The following is a 20274-nucleotide window of genomic DNA, read 5'->3' as shown; positions in this document are numbered from 1 at the left end:
AGGTCCAATATGAAAAAGAAGAGCTTTGATCGCTTTATATCAGCAATTACAAGTTTTGCGTTTGTATTTTCGCTTTTACATTGTTTCCCTGATCGTATCATAAAAACAAATTCAATATTGACCTCAGCTGCTGCAGCAAGTGAGTCTGTCACAGAAAATCCCTTTAACTACCAGAACGATGAGGAAGTGCCCTATGACCGTAAAAGCTGGGTACAACCCAGAGAATGGAATTCACCGAAAATAGATCCAAAGGATTATAATGGCGGTATAATGCTTTTTTTCGACAAGATCGGACTTGAGCCCGAATACGCAAAGGGTACTGTCCAGCGAGTATATTTTAGTATAACAGGTGCAACAGAACCTGTCAGCCGCATTAAGCTCCACTTCTTTTATGATACCCGTCTGACTGTCAAGGGGAACTCCAATGGCGAGGTAATGAACGCAGGAAAGGCAGTACAGGACTTCACAACAGGTTCTGCAATGGTGGAAGAAGGACAGCTTGTATTCTATGCGTATTCAGATGAGAACAAACTGACTAAAGGCAGCTTATTCACCATTGATTTTATCGTTCCCGAAAGTGCCGAACAAGGCGAACTCTATCCATTTGGCATTTCATATACAAATGACGGCATAGCCGCTGATACGTTTATTAATACTGAGCAGGATGACGCAGGCAGACTACAGATGACCTACGTATTCACAAAAGGTATCTACAACGGCTATATTAAGGTCAAAGGCGAGAAAATAATCAAGACCAAATATGATCTTGGCGATGTAAACAACGACGGACTCATAAATGCAATTGATGCCTCATCAGTCCTTGCGTATTATGCACTTGTTTCCACAAATAAAAACGGAGGATATACCGCTGAGCAAAAGCTTGCTGCTGATGTTGACAGCGACGGAGCGATAAATGCAATTGATGCTTCAAATATTCTTGCCTATTATGCATATGCTTCAACCACAAAAGAAGATGTATTACCCTTGGAAGAATATATGGAATACAAATAAGTGCAAAAGCACCGACCATATGGTCGGTGCTTTGTTGAATATTGAACTTAAAGGCTGAGCTCGCCTAAGAGATATTTCTGTATATGAAGTGCGTCATTTACAGTGAGTCCGTCACCGTCAACATCTGCATTTTTAACGCCTGCTGCGGTGATATGCTCGGCAGCTGTTCCCTCTGTGCCGTACTTGTTTGGATTGGATAATGCCTGCATGATAAGCACTACGTCTGACATATCTGTATTGCCGTCGCAATTTGCATCGCCGTTGCCCTTAACCTTTGCAGCCGCAGCGGACTCCTTAACAAATCGCATCATACCGCCGTTGCCGATGTGAAGCTCATCAGGTCTTTCCGACAGGTAAGTAGCTGAAAATTTCTGATCAGAACCGTTATAAAATCTGAGTACAGTTAAAACGGTGCCGCCTATAGTTTCATCGCCAAGATAAACCTTGCCTTTTTCTGAGACGCCGTCATTTTTTGTGAACTTATATGTGCCGTCTGCATTTATTTCCATGTTACCTGCATCTTTTGCAGAAACATCAACAGTGCAGTTTCCGTTCGATTCCTGATACTTCCAGCTTCCTACGAAATCAGACATTTTTGCTTCAGATGCTTCTTTGCGGATTATACGTGAGAAGTGGTTGTTTCCGTGATAGATGATGTCGGGATCATCGCTGTGATAATAACCGCCGAACATTCTCTCCTGACCTTCATACAGGCTTATGCACTGGAAAGGTGTTCCGCCGATAGTTTCAATGCTGAATTTAACTGTTCCTGATGTTTTCTTTCCGTTATTGTCTGTAAAAGTGTATGTTCCGTCTTTATTTATATCAAATGTACCATAATCTGTAGGGCTTATACTTACATAAAGATCTGTATCTGATGCCTGATATTTCCACTGACCTGCAAGATGCTCGATGTCTGTTGTTGCAGGTGAAGCTTCCGATACTACGGAAGTCTGAGCAGAATCTGCTGCATAAGCAGTGCTAACGGGTACTGATGTAAACATAATGCCAAGGGCAGCCATAATAGTAACAAAATTTTTCATTTTTATTTCCTCCGAATTCTTTTCATAAAATCTATAAGATCGACCTTTCATGAATAACATTCGGAACACCAATATCAAATGTTACAGTTTTCCAAAAATTTTTTGAAAAAAATTCCAAATCACAAAAAATGCAGATATATCTGCAAATGCCGTGATTCATTAATATGTTTAAATCTGCTTTTCAGTAAGTTTTACTGCAAAACGAACTGATTTTTTGTGTTACGATGTTCATATCTGTAAATGATACAATAACAGTTCACAACTCAAGGCGGAATACTTCGGCTATAGTTTTACGTGTGGAGATAATGCTTTTCTGCAACTTACACTATTGAAAAGTATAAATAATGCTTACATTTTTATGATATTTACTGCGCCGCCTTGTGCGGCGTTTTCTTTTATCTGAATTATAATAAGTATTTATTGCTGTTTTGTAAGGGTTCTAAACATTTATTGCTGAATTTTCACCTTATAACACGTTTTTCTCTTGTAATAGGAACTGTATTAGGTTATAATTGAACTATACCTTTTTTATAGTGATGAATAGACAAACTGTAAACATCACGTTATTATTTGAATTCAATGAAGGAGCAGATCTATTATGGAACAAAACAAACGTATCTCTGAATTACTAAAAAACACTATCGGTCAACGCTATGACGCAATTGCACTTAAAATGATAAGTGATGAAGCTGATATCCCCGAAAACGCCGTTTATCCCCTGCGCGATCTTGGTCAGCATCTGACGCTTTGTCAGGCATTTGCGCTTTCAAGAAGAGAAGGAAAAACCGTTTATATGCAGAAGCAGGACCACTGGTGCTGGGCACCGCTTATTGCTTACGGTCATGTGAAGTTAGAAGAAGGCACTCCTGCATTTAATGAACTTCTTCCTGTTATCGGCATAAAAGATCCCGATGCAGCTGCTGCGTTTATCGAGTCAATGCCTCACCTTCCAAGCGGAAAATACAAGGGCATACTTACCGCACCTCTCGGTACGGCAGAATTCAAGCCCGATGTAATGGTGATAAACTGTAATAATTCCGAGCTCCGTACTATAATAATGGGAATAAAAACACAGACAGGCACTGCTATGAAAACAGAGTTTGACGCAATAGATTCATGTGTATGGGGAATAGTCCCTTCTCTTACCAAAGGAGAATACCGCGTTTCATTTCCTGATCCTGGTGACTATATCAACGCCAATACAAATGAAAATGATGTGATATTATCTGTCCCGTTCTGCAAGCTGGAAGAATTTGAAAGAGGTCTGAATGCACTTAACTTTATGGGAATGAAGCATTCCTTCTTCCAGATGAATATGGAATACGATTTCGCTCGTCCCGTCTTTTATAATAACTTATTCAAGGCATGGGGACTTGATGAGGGAAAGAGCTATATGATCCCGAATATGAATTGATTATCGCTGCGCCGCCTTGTGCGGCGTTTTCTTTTATCCTGAGTCCTTAATTCACCGAACTATCACAAAGCACGACCGAAATTCCACATTACACAACTGATATTCCACTTTAAATCCATTTATCCTACAAACTGCTCCTGTATAATACAGACATAGAAACAAAAACCACCAACGATGTATTAAAAAGGAGAGTTATTATGAAAAAAATATATATGTATTCATTTATGGCAGCAATGTTCGCAGCAGCAGTAACAGGCTGCGGAAACAATAACAACGCAGAGACAAGCGTTTCATCTGGTATTAAGACAAAAACAGCTATCGTATCAGAGGAAAAAGATACAGCCGCTGCACAGCAGCTTTCAAACATCGAGGAAGTAACTTATACTGAGCGTGAGCTTGAGCAGACTGCCGATACAAGCGAAGCAAAGAGCATCAGCGTTTCTGACGATACGACCATTGACATAACAGAAGAGGGCATATATACCATAAGCGGAACTGCCGAGAACTGCACTGTAAGAGTTGAAGCTGATGAAAACGCAAAGGTACAGCTCGTTCTTGACGGAGTCAGCATTACAAACGATGATTTTCCTGCAATATATGTAGTTTCAGCTGATAAGGTTTTCATCACAACTACAGACAGCGAGAATACACTTACAGTCAGCGGTCAGTTCACCTCTGACGGCGAAACAAATACAGATGCTGTTATATACTCAAAGGACGACCTCGTTCTCAACGGAACAGGTACACTTAATGTTACTTCATATTACGGCAACGGTATCACTTCAAAGGACGATATGAAAATAACAGGCGGTACATACAATGTCAAGTCTGCCCTTGACGCTTTTGAAGCAAACGACTCTATCTCGGTAAGCGACGGTACATTTGATATCTCCACAAACAAGGACGGCTTCCACTGCGAAAATGACGAAACTGAGGGTACTATCACAATATCAGGCGGCACATTCAGCATCAACGGCAAGAGTGACGGTATTCAGGCTTGCGCACTTCTACAGATAGACGGCGGTACATTCGATATCACAGCTTCCGAGGGACTCGAAGCTACATACGTACTCATCAACGACGGCGATATAAATATATATGCAACTGATGACGGCATAAACGCTTCCGCAAATACAACTGCATACGAAACTGCTATCGAAATAAACGGCGGCTACATCACTGTTGAAGTCGGTCAGGGCGATACGGACGCTATCGACGCAAACGGCTCTATCTACGTAAACGGCGGCACGATAAACGTAACGGCTCAGATGTCATCATTCGACTACGACAAAACAGCCGAATTCAACGGCGGAACCATAATCATCAACGGCGAAGAAGTGTCCGAGATACCTCAGAGCATGATGGGCGGCGGTATGCACGGCGGAATTGACGGTGACATGGGCGGCAATATGAACGGCTTCGGCGGAGGCAGAGGCGGCAGATTCTGAAAACTATCACCAAATACAAACTGAAGCAGCATTGCCAAAAAAGTATTTCCGAACTGCAAGACAACTTGATGAAATAGGTTATGGCGGCAGGCATAACAACTAAGCAAAAATGCTCCTGCGTTATTTACAAAGGAGCATTTTTCGTGTATAATATTAACAATAATACTGCGGAGGTGCGCTATGCCGAAGATACTTATTGCCGATGATGAGCCTAATATAGTTACACTCATAAGCCGTTACGCTCAGCGCGAGGGCTACGATGTAATAACCGTTTCTGACGGAAGGCAGGCTATCGAAGCCTGTCATAATGAAGATTTCGACCTTATTGTAATGGACGTTATGATGCCTGATACCGACGGTTTTACCGCCTGCAAGAAGATAAAGGAATTCAAGGATATCCCTGTTATCATGCTTTCTGCAAGAGGTACTGAGTTCGATAAGCTCTTCGGCTTTGAGGTAGGTGTGGACGATTACGTTACAAAGCCTTTCTCGCCTATGGAGCTCATGGCACGTATCAAGGTCATCCTGAGCCATAAGAAAAAGCCTGAAATAAAAGAAGAAGCACGAAATATCAGTATCGGCGGCATTGTAATAGATACCTTCGGCATGACTGTTAAAGTTGACGGTGAAAAAGCTGATCTTACTGCGAAGGAGTATTCGCTTCTTTTGCTTCTTGTCAGGAACAAGGGCATTGTACTCTCCCGTGACAGGATACTGAATGAAGTGTGGGGATACGACAGCTTCGGTGTTGACAGGACTGTTGACTGGCAGATAAAGCTTCTGCGCAGCAAATTAGGTCAGTACCGTGACTGTATCAAGACCATACGAGGGGTGGGATATAAATTTGAGCTCTAAAACAAGAACTTTCCAGCGAAAACTGCTGGGCTACTTTATATTCTTCACTGCCGTTATCTTTGCTGTCCTGTGGCTTTTGCAGACCGTATTCTTGCAGCGTTTCTACAATAGCATGGTCATAAACAATACCGTCAGGGCTGCCGATAAAATAGCTTCTCAAAGCAATTCAAGCGATATAACCGAATATATAGACGAGCTTTCCCGTGATAACTCGGTACTTGTTTTCGTGACGGACACTAATGGGAATATACTTTATTCCTCAGACGAATACAAGAAGATGCACCGAAACCGTGACATTGAACTCAACGGTATGAAAGCAGACTTTAAAGGTGAACGTGGACATTACAGAGAGCTTCCCGAAAACTACGGCGAGTTTCTGGGTAAACTCATCTCCTCTGACAGCGGCAAAGCCGAATTGCAGACCTATGATCTGTATGTTTACGGAAGATATATAGATTTCTGCGGCAGCGATGAAAAAGCTGTGCTTTATATCGGTACGACACTTAACGCAGTGGGTTCAACGGCAAGGATAATCCGTATACAGCTTTTATGGGTGACTCTTTTGTCTGTTGTCATTGGCTTTGTGCTTGCATGGTTCATGTCAAGGAGCTTTTCGCGCCCTGTTGCTCAGCTCACAGAAAAAGCACATAAGCTTGGCGACAAAGGCAGTGATATTCCTTTCCGCGAGGGCTTCTGTTCGGAGCTTGACGAGCTTAACGATACTCTCGACAAAACAGCGGATAAGCTGAAAAGATCGCAGGAGTTCCAGAATGAACTCCTTGCAAATGTCTCACACGATCTGCGTACTCCCCTCACTATGATAAAGGGTTACGCTGAAATGATAAGGGATATCTCCCGTGAGGACGAAAAGCAATGCGCAGAGGACGTAGCTGTAATAGTTGAGGAGACAGACAGGCTTACGGCTCTCGTTAACGAGATACTGGAGTATTCCGAATTGCAGATGACCGATACACAACTTGCAATGACCGATGCTGACCTCAGCGAGATCGTGGATTCAGTCACCGACAGCTTTGAAAATCTACATTCAAAGAACGGATATGTCTTTGAGCGGAATATCGCTGAGAATGTACATATCCGCGGAAATGTCTCACGCCTGCAAAGAGCTGTATATAACCTTATGGACAATGCCGTCCGTCACGCAGGTGAGGATAAATGGGTAGGAGTTGCTCTGAAGATCGCAGACGATGATGCTGTTATCGAGATCGCCGATCACGGCAAGGGTATTGCTCCCGAAGAGCTTGAACGCATATGGGATAAATACTACACAAAGCGTCAGCGTCAGGGCAAGGGCGTTTCAGGACTCGGTCTGGCTATCGTAAAGCAGACAGTTACTCTCCATAACGGCAAGTGCGAAGCTGAATCCGAAAAAGGAAAAGGAAGCTTATTCAGGATATCACTGCATCTTACCAAGTAAGCTGTCACTGCACTTCATGAACGTTATGCGCAGGCACTATAACAGTAAAAAAATATCATTTATTCGCTCGGGCAATGCCCGAGCTTTTGTTTTACCTAAAAATTTTTTATTGGAATATCCGCTGAATATCGGGATCATTTGCGTATCAAAAAAAATTGATGAAAAAATTTTTCTCAAATATGTAACATTTCATCTTTTTGCTACGATTGTATTATATGTACGATCGATCTAATATGCAATTATCCACTTTATAATAACTAATTATTGCAGAATAAATTTGAAGGAGAATATTAAGTATGAAAATGAAGAAAACTATCGCACTTCTGTCAGGTCTTGTAATGACACTTCCATACACACCATGTGCTGCTTTTGCTGCTGAAGAAAATACGGAAAACGAAGTATCCGATACTGCTGAGATAACGGAAGAAGCAAATGAGGATACAGAAGTTAAGCACCTGCACCCTTCCCCTACTTCGATACAGGCTGATATCGCTGTGTCAACAGAGGCAGAAAACGATGATTATGAACTTCCGTCGAAATTCGACCTGCGTACAAAGGGACTTGTCTCATCTGTAAAAAATCAGGGCGGTTACGGTACCTGCTGGGCACACGCTATGCTCGGCAGTCTCGAAACTGACAGAATGGCAGAAGATCCGCATATAGATCTTTCGGAACGCTATCTCGGAACATATATGGTATCTGAAGAATACGGTGACGGTTCCATCGAATTCGGCAGCGGAGCAAATGCAGGAGATGCTCTTGGTCTGCTAACAAACTGGATAGGTGCGGTTTCCGAAGCTGTTGCGCCATACGATGAGGAATACACATCTGACCTTTCCAGAAAGGAATTGCAGAAGCAGTCAGAGCTTCATGTGACAGATGCTCATTGCATTGATTTTTACGATCATACGACCTATGAAAGGATAACAGGCTCTGATCTTTTCTATGCAAACCTCAATACAGTCAAACGTGCGATATGTGAAGGTCATGCGATATACCTTTCAATGCATTTTTCCGAGGACGAATCATATAACTATTTCAACTCCGCGATCTATAACGAATCAAACTACGGTTCTGACCATGCTGTTATAATCGTTGGCTATGATGACGATTATTCTGCCGACAACTTTAATACTTCCCCGGGAAAGAACGGTGCATGGCTGGTAAAAAACAGCTGGGGCGTTGACAGAGGCGATAACGGCTTTTACTGGGTATCCTACTATGATAACTCTATTGATGAGATGCAGTTCTTTGAAGAAGAAAGAGCCGAGATGCACGATCATCTGTATTCATACGACGACTGCGGTATAAGCGGTCAGTTCGGTATATCCGAGGACGGCGATACCTGTACATATATCTCAAATGAGTATACAGCAGAAGAAAACGGCTTCATAACAGATGTTATGCTGAACTGCTGTGTGCCTGATGATGAATACGAAATAACTGTTTATACAGGCGTTACAGATGCTGATGTGCCTACATCGGGCGAAGCTCATACTGCCACAACAGGAACACTTGACCACATAGGTTATCAGACCATAACACTTGACGAGCCTGTTCATATCAGCGAAGGTGAGACATTTGCCGTTGTTGCAAAGATAAACGGTGCTCAGGGATATCATATTGCCTGTGAATTCTCGAACAATAACCACGGAGAACCTTTATGTAATTCCGATTTTAACAATAACCTCACTAATTCATCTATGCTTGTAAATGAAGAGAGGATAATGAAAACATTTGGCGATAATCAAAGCTTTTTCAGCTCAGACGGACAGAACTGGACCGATCTGTATGAAAGCTATGACTATGATTCCGAATATCTCACAGGCAATCTTTGTCTCAGAGCTATGACCTGTGATGAGGGTGCTGTGCATTTCTCAACATACAGCGATGCACTTGCCCCCGGAACTGAGATATCACTCAGCTGTGCTGACGGCAAGGATATTTATTATTCTGTAGATAACGGAGATTATCAGCTCTATACTGCGCCCGTTAGTTTTCAGAAGGATATGACTATCTCCGCATATGCAGAGGGCGATGAGGACATTGTTTTCTCAAAGCACTATTCCGAAAAACACGCTGAGATAATCAATATGCTCGCTATCTCAGGATCAGATAAATTCTATGTGGATATCGACAATGGAGCAGATATCATTATCCCTGCTGAAGCAGATGAGCTCACTCTGCTCCCCACTATGACAGGTACACTTACTGACGGCGAAAATGTTACAGGTTCTTATGAAGAGCGTACATATAAGTGCGGAGCATATCCGTTCTCAATAAAACTTACTGCACAGCAGGAAGGTCTTAAACCAACTGAATATACATTCAACGTAAAAAGAGAATGTGCAGACTCATTCACAAACGGTACATGGGTGCTCAGAAATGCAGCCGCATGGTACTATTTCAATGAGGACGGCAGGACAGGCTATTGTATCGACAGAATAACAGGCAAAAGAACCGACTTTTCTTACACAATGGCAGATAACGAACTCACTGTCACAAGTGAAGGCTCTGTCCGCAAGGGCATGGTAACTTCAAACCATTATACTGCATCTATAATCTGGGACGACAAGGAAACAGATACATTAGACTTATGGTACGAAGGCGAAGAAAAAGCACCTTTTTACTCAAATCCCCAGCTTTGCGAATTCGCCAAGAAATACATAACAAAAGCAACAGGAAAAGAACCCATATCTGTTAAAGCTTCATACGAGCGATATGAAGTTATCGTTAATGTGAAGCTCGAAAACGGAAAAGAAATAAACTATCATTCATATAACGGAGGACTGCTCTGTATTGATGATAACAATAATCTGATCGACCTTGAAAACGTTCCGCAGGATACAGGTGTAACTTCTTTCAGGCAGGGTATATGGAGCGTCTCCAATCAGTCAGGCTTTTTGTACTACATCTATTTCGATGCCAACGGAAAGGACTGCACTGTTATTGATCCGTATTCAGATAAAAAACGCCCTGCACAGTTCAGCCTTGTAAAAGATCAGTTACAGATCACTTATGACTACGGCTATACTGAAAAGAAACTCGTTACTATCTGGGAGGACAGGGCAGTTACGAAGGATATCCACAACATGACGACCGAGCTTGAATACATCTCCGACGCAACTCCCGAGACCTTTAATTACCTCAGCAACGACAAGATAATGCAGCTCGTTTCCGATTATTACGAAGCAATGACCTGCAAGCGAAATAAATACATAGATATGGAGATCACAGACGGCAGATATGTTATACTTCATTACGTTGACAAGCCGTACTATCTCGATCAGATGTCTGTAATACCTTTCTATCGCATTGACCGCCTGACAGGCGAATGTACTGACGAAAACGGTGATATAATTGATCTGTATAACCCTGTTATGATAGAGTCGGAACACTTCGCAAAAGGTCTCTGGAGATGTGACGACCTGAGCGGTACGGGTTCTGACGGTTATTTCTGGTTCAGCGGAAACAATGATACAGCTGTATACTATGACGCAAAGTTCGGAACAGACTTAGAGTTCAGCTACCGTTTTGCCGACGGCTATGGTATTGCATATATCAATGGCGGAAAGGTATTCTTCACTGCCGAAGAAGCAGAAGGCGGCATAATGCTTTCATGGGCAGATGATGACGGCTGCGGTCATACATTAAAGCTGACTTATATCAAAAATACTGAAAAGAACAGTGTAAAGTTCTATTCATACGATCAGCTCGAAGAAATGGTTTTGAATGATTTCATCAAGAAAAACGGTGAGGGCAATTACAGAGCATTTGCAGGATCAGATTTTAACGGAAATGTCTGCGTCTCTATCCGCGATGAAGATGCAGGAGAATTCGTTGAAACATACACTGTCGACCCTATGGACGGAACAGGTCACACCGAGAACGGTGAATACGTTGACTTTGTACAGACAAAAACCACTTCCGTATGCGATATGATACTGAATTACTTTATCAACAGTCTCATATACTGGCTCGATATCATCAACAGCCTTTTCTAAGGCGATAGAATAGGTGGGTTCACAAAAAAGGACGGCAATTGCCGTCCTTTTTTTATTAAAAGTAAGTTGCTTTTTTCGTGCGGTAAGATGCATTTTCAAAGGTGTAAGTTGCATTGACACACAGTCAAAAAACGTGATATCATAAATATGAAAAGCAGCCTGTATCTCTACAGACTGCTTTAAGGTATTTATCTGACTATATTATACTGCTTTATCAGCCGCGGTCAAGCCTGTTAAGGAGAGTAGATGCACTCATGGAATAATACTGACTGCCTGCAGATGTAGGTGTAGCGTCTGAATAGAAGCAGACTGTAGTTGCATTTGAGAGTAATGTTCTCAATGAGCTGCAATGTCCTATGATATCTCTGCCGCCGCAGCGGAAGAATGCTTCAAACTTTTTGCTGCCTGAGCCTCTTAACCAGTCAGGATCGCCGATGCCTGCATTCTTGCCTGTGTAGATATAAATTGTATTACCTACACGCTTATAGGCGTTGAACCTGTTATCAAGGAATCTTTCACGGACAACTCCCTTAAGCTGTGTTTCAAAGCCTGGACAGCTGATAAGCCCCTGATATATATTACAGTATCCAAGATAATCTTTGTATGGAACAGATATAGTTTTCTTTGAAATTCCGCCAACCTTGATGTACTCCTTTACACCTGTGGACTGATCTCCGTTACAGGTGAGCTTTAAGTCCTTAAGGAACTCAAAAGTACCTGACCCCGATGTAGAACCCGATCTTCCCAGATAGATAGTCGGAGTAGGAACGGGATTGCTTATATGGAATGTTATCCTTGTACGGAATCCTTTTCCGTTGGGATTCTCTTCAAGAACAGGCTCATCAAATGTTGTATAGATGTCTGAGCTTGAAAGTCTCATGCCTGCAACATAATAATCATTAAGGTAAATATTGCCTGTATAGCCGCCATTGTACTTTATATTGCTATAGGTTATATTCTCTGGATGATCTATATAGAAGTTATTCAGGATATTCTGTAAATAAGTACCTTCAAGCATTCTAAGTCCGTAATCACAAGCCTTTTCGTTAACTTTAATGCTTGGACGCCTGCGGTGGCTATCGGTCTTTGAAACATCTGAATACTCCATTACCAATGCGTAGTAATTTCCTGCTTTGGTCTTTACAGAAAGATTATCCACATAGGGACGGGCATTATTGATCTTTGAAGTTGTCGCAACTTCAAGTGGGAGAAGTGCAAACATATCGCAGTTGCCGTATTCATTACATCTTGTGTCAGTAGTTGCATAGTAAGTGTACTTGCCTTTAGCTTCCAGAATGGTCTTTGTCAGCACAGGAATGTCTTTCTGAATCGACTCATATTGCCATTGCTGACCTCTTCCTGCTGAGAAGTCATAGTTTATCAGCGGATTGCTGAAAGACTTTCCTGTGTCCACAAGATAAGCAGATGCTGTCATATTTGCAGGGATAGCGAGAATTGTTGCAGCAGATATAGCTGCGATAGCTTTTGCCAGTTTTTTCATAGTGTTTTTCCTCCATTTGTATTGATATATTTTTTCACGTTCCAGGAAACTTTGTGTTCCCTGTCTGTGATCATAGTTTATCATACCCCACGGAATAACTCAATATTTTCGGGATAAGACGTTGATTTCCGCGACAAAAAGCATAATTCGGCGACGAAATGTACAAAATCAAAACTAAGCTGCCAACCATTTGACAAGCTGACAATATATGCAGTTCGTCACTCAAAATGTACACTTCGTCATTAAATACTGCTTCTTATACATTATATACTTATCTTTCTACTACAAAAACACAAAGGAGGGCGTTTTTATGCCAGCAGACAAATCAATAGCTGTAATATTTTCAGACTTCAAAAACGATCACAATGACGGTTTTATCATCGGTATCCAAAATCAGGCTAACGCCTGCGGATACCGCACATTTACGTTCTCTATGCCTCAAACCAGTGAACTGTATACCCACAATGAGGAATGGATATACAGCCTTATCGACTATGACAGATACGACGGCGTTATTTTTGTGGAGCACACTTTTTCAACTCATAAGAACCTTATACCGCCTATTGAAAGATCACTGCGTGAAAACTGCCGGTGTCCTGTAGTTGTTATAGGTCAGTCAAATCTGCTGCCAAATGTCATCGGTATGGAGAATAAAAAAAACTTTGAAAAAGTAGTTGAGCATCTCATTACAGAACACGATTGCAAGTCTGTATACTGTCTCGGCGGCGAAAAGAGTATCGCCGATGAACGTATCGACGGATTTGTTGAAGTTATGAACAGGTACGGACTGCCCTGCGGCGAGGAAAATCTCCTTTACGGCGGATACTGGATATCAGGTGCGGAAGCTCTTGCAAAGGATATCGCATACGGCACTGTAGAAAAGCCTGATGCTATCGTCTGTCTCAACGATGAGATAGCTTACGCCCTCATAAAACAGCTCTTCTTCGTTGGACTCCGCGTTCCCGAGGATATACTCGTTACGGGATTTGACGATTCTCCGTATGCTTCAAACTCTGCCGTATCTATAACTACTCTTACAGCCGATACTCATTTCTGCGGTCAGAGAGCTGTGGCACTGCTCCATTCCCTTATAACAGGTGAGGAAACGGAACAACTCAAACCCAAGAAGCACTGCATCATTACGGGTGAGAGCTGCGGCTGCGGCAGAAAAAGCAAGCTGAATGTCCGCGCAAAGTTTGATGAACTGCATAAACAGGAGATAGCTGATATGGAGTTCAGAAACAGCTGCTTCGAGGAAAAGCTTTACAAAGTCCGCTCGCAGGAAGAGCTTTCACACTTTATCAAAAACCACAAGTACCTTATCCGCAATCAGATAAGCGTCAGCGTTAATCTTATGGAAAACGGCGATGAAAATGCAAAATGTATCTATCTGAAGGACTATCTTATAAACGGTGAGACCGCAGAGTTCCGCGCTGAGAACATATATCCCGATATGTTCTCATTCGGAGCTATACAGAATGTCCACGTCATGCCGCTGACTTTTGATAAACGTGTATACGGCTTCATGACCATAGGCTACGCCGAGCCTAACGTTTATACGCTTCATGCAAAGCAGTTTGCAAACAGGATAGCCATAGGAGCTGAAATGCTCCGTGTACGTCAGCAGTGTACGGACTACGCTCAGAATACACAGACCGACACAAAAACGGATATTATCCGCAATGATTTAGAGGCAAAAAAGCTGGCTGCTGCGGTAATGGTAGTGAATAAAGGCTCGATAACTAAAGTGCCGCTGGAAAATATACTGTACTTTGAAACAGGCGAAAAGAAGGTGTTTGCAGCTCTGAAAAGCGGCAAATACGAAATAAAGCAGCGTTTGTTCGAGCTGGAGGAGATGCTTTCGGAAAAGGATTTCTTCCGCATTTCCCGTTCCACACTTATAAATATGAAACGTACAGTCGGGTACAAAAACGGCTTCAACCGCACACTTCTTGCTGTTCTTTCTACCAAAGAGGAGCTCCATGTATCAAGAATGTACGGCGAGAGCTTCAAAAAAAGGCTTGCGGAATCATGACTTTTATCCGTTATTCTCCATATGTAAGTTGCGTTTTTTCGGGGGTAAGTTGCATTGACAGCTGCTTTTGATATGTGTTATCATATATATGGTTTGAAATAAGCTGTGTGAATGATTGAATTTTGTCATCTTTTATGATAAAATCATATCAACGATACAGCAAAGGAGCTTGCTTATGAATGAAAAAATCAATATCACATGGTACGGTACAGCTTCCGTAAGAATTACTGCGGGCAGCTCACAGCTCCTGATAGATCCTTTTTTTCCGTTTCCCGACAGCAGGATAAAGGTAGCTGCAAATGCCTATGATGATTGCAGCCATATCCTTATTTCTCATGGACATTTTGACCATATCAGCAGTATCAGTGATATCGTAAAAAAAGATACCGTTGTTTACTGCACGAAAGCACCGTACCATACCCTTTGCAAAAAGGGCGTAAAAAAAGAAAATCTTAAACTTATAACAGCAGGCTCTTCCTTTAGAGTGGGTGATTTTCATATTACTGCCTACAAAGGCAAACATATCAGGTTAAATGCGTGGGATGTTCTGAAAGCTGTATGCAGCAGCCGTGTCATACGTAACCTGAAAGGCATTACGGGAAAGCTTAAAAAGATAACCTCATGCCTTGAAAAAAAGGAGACACTGTGCTATGTTGTTGAAGTATACGGCAAGCGTATCCTTATACTCGGCAGCCTTGCTCTTGCAGATGATATAGATTACCCGAAAGGTGTCGATCTCGCATTTTTCCCGTATCAGGGCGCAAAGAATATATGTGAGCTTGCATCGGATATCTGCGGCAAGCTTGCTCCGAAAGCCGTTCTGCTCACACATTTCGATGACACTTTCCCACCGTTCAGTTCTGAAATTGATACATCAGATTTTGAGGAGCACATGAAAAAACGTGCGAAAGTCTATAAACTCCCGCACGGATGCTCACTTGAGATCTGACGGATATTTTACAATACTGTCCCAGCACTATAAATACTAATAAAGCGGAGGCCGATCATGAAAATTATAATCGAATCCCCTCAGCCGGACGAAGAGGACGTTGTTATAGTAAGGTGCGCGTCACCCGATCAGCGTCTTATTTCCATGCTGCTTTCTTTCAAGACTGTCAATACAGAACTCACAGGATATCTGAATGACAAGATAGCACGTCTGAACTATCAGGACGTTTACTATTTTGAATCCAATGAGAACCGAGTTTTTGCATATTGCCGTTCAGATGTCTACGAGGTAAAATATAAGCTTTATGAGCTTGAGGAGCTTTTCAAGCCGCTGGATTTCGTACGCTGTTCAAAGTCCATGATAGTAAATATGGAAAAGATAGAGTTTCTTTCTCCCCTTTTCAGCGGAAAGCTTGAAGCACATCTGAAAAACGGTGAGAAGATCCTTATCTCAAGGCAATATGTACATAGTCTGAAGGCAAAGCTCGGAATTGAGGAGGTTGAATGATGATAAAGGAATTTTTTATCTCATTATTACATTATTTTGTGGACATAACTACAGCTGTAATAATAGCTGCGGCTGTATATCTGACATTCTCGGGACAGCAAATGGAAAACGTCATACTATGGCAGATACTTTTCAGCGGTTTTATCACAGCTCTGCCAACAGCCATACTACTTTGCTTTGATCCTAAAAGTGTCAAGGTCTCGGTGGTACTGTGGGGCATTCATTTCCTGCTGATATTCTTCATTACAGTGATGCTGCTGAAAATGTTCGGTTGGTGCAGGATAACTCCGCTTTCTGTATTCCTGACTTTTATCGCAGTTGTATTTATATACTTCTTTACCTGCAGTGTTCATTATCTTGTTGCAAGAAAGCATACAGCATGGATGAATCAGCAGCTTAAAAACCGTTATTCTAAGGAAGAACAGGACAAAAAAGAAAACGCATGATAAATATCATGCGCCGATCAGCTCGATATATTTTATGCTGAGGTGACTGAAATGAAATTTAAGATCAGACACGAAACAAGAGCTTTCCTGTACGGTATCATTATCCCATGGGGAGTTGCCGCTGTTACATTATTACTGTTTGTGTTTTTCGGATTTACGGTATTTGACGAGCTGCCTGCAAAGATATTCTTAGGAATACTTATCCTTTGCGGCGCGGTAGAGATAATATCAATATTGTTGTATATAGCCGAGAAAATATTCGGTGCAAAAATAATCATCGAAAGCGACCATATCAAAGTACGAATGTTTCTAAGGCGCAGGAATATCCGCTTTGATGATATTGCTGATGCCAAGTACAGGCATTATTATGACAGAACGGAAGAAAAGAACAACCCTTATTCGATATTGACTCAACGTGCTGATGCGAACTATCCGACTGCTCCGATAATCCGTTCACAGATCATTTTTTATCTGCTCTCAGGCAAGGTGTTCAGACTCAACGATGTTGCCACAAACTATAAATGGAAACGCAACCTCTGGATAACTAATCCCGAAATTGATCCTGACGGAGACGTTAAACTGTATCAGGCATATCTGTGCTACCGATCTGCATGGCATAAATATTATAACACAGGCGAAAACGCACTGAAATATGACATAAATTAAATAACGAATCATAAGTTATATGCTTATATAAAAGTTTGGGGTGATTGTAAGGGACGCCTTCTCTTACAAGGCGACCCTAATCGGGTCCGGCCCCCTCTGTCCTACGGACATCTCCCTGCACAGCAGGGAGTCACCCTCTTCAAAAACAGTCCACCGGACTGTTTTTTTATCCCCCCCTTGCGATGCGCCTTCGTATTATTTCGCTGTTCTCTGAAAACTTGGAACAGCGACCAAAGGCTCTGCCTCTGGACTCTGCCAAAGGAACACAGTCCCTTTGGAATCCCATTCCTGATTTCATCACATATAATGCGTTAAAAGACAATTCACCTTAGCGAACATTATCCTCACAAGCATAAAAAAGCCCCTTTTGAAAAGGGGCTTTTTTCTTACTGATATTTAGCCTTATCCATTTCACGGATAGCAGCACGGCGGATCTTTCCGCTGCCCACTGTCTTAGGCAATTCTTCAACGAATTCGATAACACGAGGGTACTTGTAAGGTGCGGTACGGCTCTTGACGTACTCCTTTATCTCCTTGACAAGCTCCTCAGAACCTGTAGTGCCCTTGGTCAGCACGATAGTTGCCTTTACTACCTGTCCGCGGACTTCATCGGGAACACCTGTAACAGCACATTCAAGCACATACGGGAGCTCCATGAGAACGCTCTCGATCTCGAATGGTCCGATACGGTAGCCCGAGGACTTGATAACATCATCAACACGTCCGACATACCAGAAGTATCCGTCCTCGTCTACCCATGCAGTATCGCCTGTATGATAGTAGCCCTCACGCCATGTCTCGGCTGTGTTTTCCTCGTCACCGTAGTAGCACAGTGCAAGACCGGGAACGCCGTAACCTTTAGCATTTGCGTCCTTGAGTTTTACACAGATCTCGCCTGTTTCACCAACACCTGCAGGAGTGCCGTCAGGGAGAAGCACCTGTACATCGTACTGCGGATTAGGCTTACCCATGCTTCCGGGCTTAGGCTCCATACCGACAACGTTTGCGATAGTAAGTGTTGTTTCAGTCTGACCGAAACCTTCCATGAGCTTGATACCTGTTGCCTTGTAGAACTGGTGGAATACCTCAGGGTTGAGAGCTTCACCTGCGATACAAGCATATTTAAGTGATGAAAGATCGTATTTTGAAAGGTCTTCCTTGATGAAGAAACGGTACATTGTAGGAGGTGCGCAGAATGAAGTTACGTTGTACTTCTTGAACATAGGAAGTATATCATCTGCGTGGAAACGATCGAAGTCATATACGAATACAGCAGCCTCGCACATCCACTGACCGTAGAGTTTGCCCCAGAGTGCCTTGCCCCAGCCTGTATCAGAGATAGTGAAGTGCAGACCGTTAGGATCGGCATTCTGCCAGTAACGGGCAGTAACATAGTGACCAAGGGGGTACTGATAGCTGTGGAGAACCAGCTTAGGATTGCCCGATGTACCCGAGCTGAAGAAGATGAGCATAGGATCAGTTCCGCATGGAGTCTCGGCAGTACGCTCAAAGTGAGTGCTGTATGCAGAAAGCTCTGCGTTGAAATCGTGCCAGCCCTCACGCTGACCGTTAACGATGATCTTGGTTTTGAGTGTTGGAGAAACAGCACAGGCTTTATCGACTTCGCTTGTGATATCGCCGTCAGCCGAGCAGACGATAGCAGATACCTCTGCTGAATTGAAACGGTATTCAAAATCGTGCTCCTTGAGCATATTCGATGCAGGGATAACAAGAGCACCGATGCGGTGAAGTGCGATTATTGAGAACCAGAACTGGTAATGACGCTTTAATACCAGCATTACGCGGTCGCCCTTCTTGATGCCCAGTGATTTGAAATAGTTGGCTGTCTGACATGAGTATTTCTTGATATCCTTGAATGTAAATCTGCGCTCGTTGTGGTTAACATCAACATATATCAATGCTGTCTTATCGGGACATTTTTCAGCCATTGCATCAACGATATCATATGCAAAGTTGAACTTATCCTGATTTTCAAAATTAACAGCGCTGAGTGTGCCGTCCTCATTGGTCTCGCACTTAACAAACTTCTCGGCAACAGGGTGAAGCAGACCTGCTTTGTCCACATTTGTAAGGTGATGCTCAGCAACGTGCTCGCGGTACTCAGTCATGCCTGTTGTGCCGTGAGGAGCCATTACAAATGCATAGATCTCGCAGTCCTCGCCGCCGAGAGCAACTTCATCATGTGGCATAGAGCTGTCATAGTATATGCAGTCTCCCTCGTGGAGTATCTCGGTATGTGAGCCAACAGTCATACGAAGTGTGCCCTTGAGAACTATATCCATTTCCTGACCTGCATGGCTTGCCATGTGGAGAGGCTCGGAAAGTGCTTCTTCCGAATAAGGGATAACAACATGGAAAGGTTCAACAGTCTTGTTCTTGAACTTTGATGCAAGGCGGTTGTAAGCAAAGCCCTTTCTGCGGACGATCGGAACTCCCTCACCCTTTCTTGTAACGGTGTAGCCGCTCAGCTCAGGGCTGCTGCCCTCCATGAGATCTGTGATCTCTACATTGAATTTATTTGCGCATTTATATATGAAAGTAAAGCTGAAGTCCTGTTCGCCGGACTCAAGCTTTTTATATTCTTCTACGGAGTAATCAGTTATTTCTGCCATTTCCTCAACGGAAATACCGAGGTCTTCACGCAGGTGTGAAATACGTTCAGCGACCTCCTTGATCCTTATTTCTGCATTCTGCAAGTTTGTCGTTTCGCTCATAATAATCGCTCCTTTTTTAATAAAATAAAAACTCGTCTCAAAGATTTTTCTTTGAGACGAGTATCAATACTTGATTACCCGCGGTACCACTCAAATTGTGCCGCTATTGCGTAACACCACTTCAGACTCTAACAAGCCCTATTCATTGACGCAGACTCACGGGAACGCTTACTGAAAAATTTCAGCATTCCGGCTCAGAAGGGATACACAGCACTGCTTATCACC

14 protein-coding genes and 1 other annotated feature (1 of these 15 running past the window's edge) are annotated in these 20274 nt (G+C 42.7%); of the genes, 11 read left to right on the top strand and 3 right to left on the bottom strand.

Going from position 1 to position 20274, the window contains the following annotated elements; all coding sequences use genetic code 11:
- Nucleotides 1-9 precede the first annotated feature (9 nt).
- Nucleotides 10-1011 carry a dockerin type I domain-containing protein gene (locus tag QZZ41_RS05510; protein WP_295069279.1) on the top strand — a complete coding sequence of 334 codons (1002 nt, stop codon included), beginning with the start codon at nt 10-12 and terminating at the stop codon, nt 1009-1011.
- 47 nt (nt 1012-1058) lie between these two features.
- Here QZZ41_RS05510 and QZZ41_RS15425 read toward each other — a convergent pair whose 3' ends face one another.
- On the bottom strand, nt 1059-2054 hold the full coding sequence (locus QZZ41_RS15425) for a dockerin type I repeat-containing protein (protein WP_367267448.1): 996 nt from the start codon (nt 2052-2054) through the stop codon (nt 1059-1061).
- Between the two features lie 598 nt (nt 2055-2652).
- Between QZZ41_RS15425 and QZZ41_RS05500 the strand changes: the two genes are divergently transcribed.
- The 5 genes from QZZ41_RS05500 to QZZ41_RS05480 all read left to right on the top strand — a co-directional run bounded on the left by QZZ41_RS05500 (nt 2653) and on the right by QZZ41_RS05480 (nt 11210).
- Nucleotides 2653-3468, top strand: coding sequence for a DUF169 domain-containing protein (locus QZZ41_RS05500; protein ID WP_295069277.1), 816 nt, complete (start codon nt 2653-2655; stop codon nt 3466-3468).
- Between the two features lie 197 nt (nt 3469-3665).
- Nucleotides 3666-4916: a carbohydrate-binding domain-containing protein gene (locus tag QZZ41_RS05495; protein ID WP_295069275.1), complete on the top strand. Its 1251-nt coding sequence runs from the start codon at nt 3666-3668 to the stop codon at nt 4914-4916.
- A 180-nt stretch (nt 4917-5096) separates the two neighbouring features.
- Nucleotides 5097-5771, top strand: a complete 675-nt coding sequence (locus QZZ41_RS05490) for a response regulator transcription factor (protein ID WP_295069274.1) — start codon at nt 5097-5099, stop codon at nt 5769-5771.
- A complete protein-coding gene (locus QZZ41_RS05485; RefSeq protein ID WP_295069272.1) occupies nt 5761-7206 on the top strand; it encodes a HAMP domain-containing sensor histidine kinase in 1446 nt (481 codons plus the stop codon). The genes QZZ41_RS05490 and QZZ41_RS05485 overlap by 11 nt, the downstream gene beginning before the upstream one ends.
- Before the next feature lie 296 nt (nt 7207-7502).
- Nucleotides 7503-11210 (top strand): lectin like domain-containing protein, encoded by a 3708-nt coding sequence (locus QZZ41_RS05480; protein ID WP_295069269.1) that lies wholly within the window; start codon nt 7503-7505, stop codon nt 11208-11210.
- Between the two features lie 214 nt (nt 11211-11424).
- Here the strand turns inward: QZZ41_RS05480 and QZZ41_RS05475 are convergent, their stop codons facing one another.
- Nucleotides 11425-12711, bottom strand: a complete 1287-nt coding sequence (locus QZZ41_RS05475; RefSeq protein WP_295069266.1) for a hypothetical protein — start codon at nt 12709-12711, stop codon at nt 11425-11427.
- Between the two features lie 310 nt (nt 12712-13021).
- On the opposite strand from QZZ41_RS05475, the gene QZZ41_RS05470 reads away from it, so the two are divergent.
- The 5 genes from QZZ41_RS05470 to QZZ41_RS05450 all read left to right on the top strand — a co-directional run bounded on the left by QZZ41_RS05470 (nt 13022) and on the right by QZZ41_RS05450 (nt 17314).
- Nucleotides 13022-14746, top strand: coding sequence for a substrate-binding domain-containing protein (locus QZZ41_RS05470; protein ID WP_295069264.1), 1725 nt, complete (start codon nt 13022-13024; stop codon nt 14744-14746).
- A gap of 175 nt (nt 14747-14921) precedes the next feature.
- Entirely contained in the window at nt 14922-15695 is a 774-nt protein-coding gene (locus tag QZZ41_RS05465) for an MBL fold metallo-hydrolase (RefSeq protein WP_295069261.1), read from the top strand.
- 57 nt (nt 15696-15752) lie between these two features.
- Nucleotides 15753-16202, top strand: a complete 450-nt coding sequence (locus QZZ41_RS05460) for a LytTR family DNA-binding domain-containing protein (RefSeq protein WP_295069258.1) — start codon at nt 15753-15755, stop codon at nt 16200-16202.
- Nucleotides 16202-16648 (top strand): DUF3021 family protein, encoded by a 447-nt coding sequence (locus tag QZZ41_RS05455; RefSeq protein WP_295069256.1) that lies wholly within the window; start codon nt 16202-16204, stop codon nt 16646-16648. Before QZZ41_RS05460 ends, QZZ41_RS05455 begins: the two co-directional genes overlap by 1 nt.
- A gap of 51 nt (nt 16649-16699) precedes the next feature.
- Nucleotides 16700-17314 (top strand): hypothetical protein, encoded by a 615-nt coding sequence (locus tag QZZ41_RS05450; RefSeq protein WP_295069253.1) that lies wholly within the window; start codon nt 16700-16702, stop codon nt 17312-17314.
- 386 nt (nt 17315-17700) lie between these two features.
- On the opposite strand, the gene QZZ41_RS05445 is transcribed toward QZZ41_RS05450, so the two are convergent.
- A complete protein-coding gene (locus QZZ41_RS05445; protein WP_295069250.1) occupies nt 17701-20049 on the bottom strand; it encodes an AMP-binding protein in 2349 nt (782 codons plus the stop codon).
- 49 nt (nt 20050-20098) lie between these two features.
- Nucleotides 20099-20274: a binding site (T-box leader), on the bottom strand (it continues 69 nt past the right edge of the window).

It is taken from the genome of Ruminococcus sp. (genome assembly GCF_016283395.1).
This window is presented reverse-complemented; position numbering and strand designations above follow the sequence as displayed.

Bases quoted from the DNA above. Each gene is read 5' to 3' on its own strand.
- QZZ41_RS05510 (WP_295069279.1), top strand. From the start codon at position 10: ATGAAAAAGAAGAGCTTTGATCGCTTTATATCAGCAATTACAAGTTTT.
- QZZ41_RS15425 (WP_367267448.1), bottom strand. From the start codon at position 2,054: ATGAAAAATTTTGTTACTATTATGGCTGCCCTTGGCATTATGTTTACA.
- QZZ41_RS05500 (WP_295069277.1), top strand. From the start codon at position 2,653: ATGGAACAAAACAAACGTATCTCTGAATTACTAAAAAACACTATCGGT.
- QZZ41_RS05495 (WP_295069275.1), top strand. From the start codon at position 3,666: ATGAAAAAAATATATATGTATTCATTTATGGCAGCAATGTTCGCAGCA.
- QZZ41_RS05490 (WP_295069274.1), top strand. From the start codon at position 5,097: ATGCCGAAGATACTTATTGCCGATGATGAGCCTAATATAGTTACACTC.
- QZZ41_RS05480 (WP_295069269.1), top strand. From the start codon at position 7,503: ATGAAAATGAAGAAAACTATCGCACTTCTGTCAGGTCTTGTAATGACA.
- QZZ41_RS05475 (WP_295069266.1), bottom strand. From the start codon at position 12,711: ATGAAAAAACTGGCAAAAGCTATCGCAGCTATATCTGCTGCAACAATT.
- QZZ41_RS05470 (WP_295069264.1), top strand. From the start codon at position 13,022: ATGCCAGCAGACAAATCAATAGCTGTAATATTTTCAGACTTCAAAAAC.
- QZZ41_RS05465 (WP_295069261.1), top strand. From the start codon at position 14,922: ATGAATGAAAAAATCAATATCACATGGTACGGTACAGCTTCCGTAAGA.
- QZZ41_RS05460 (WP_295069258.1), top strand. From the start codon at position 15,753: ATGAAAATTATAATCGAATCCCCTCAGCCGGACGAAGAGGACGTTGTT.
- QZZ41_RS05455 (WP_295069256.1), top strand. From the start codon at position 16,202: ATGATAAAGGAATTTTTTATCTCATTATTACATTATTTTGTGGACATA.
- QZZ41_RS05450 (WP_295069253.1), top strand. From the start codon at position 16,700: ATGAAATTTAAGATCAGACACGAAACAAGAGCTTTCCTGTACGGTATC.
- QZZ41_RS05445 (WP_295069250.1), bottom strand. From the start codon at position 20,049: ATGAGCGAAACGACAAACTTGCAGAATGCAGAAATAAGGATCAAGGAG.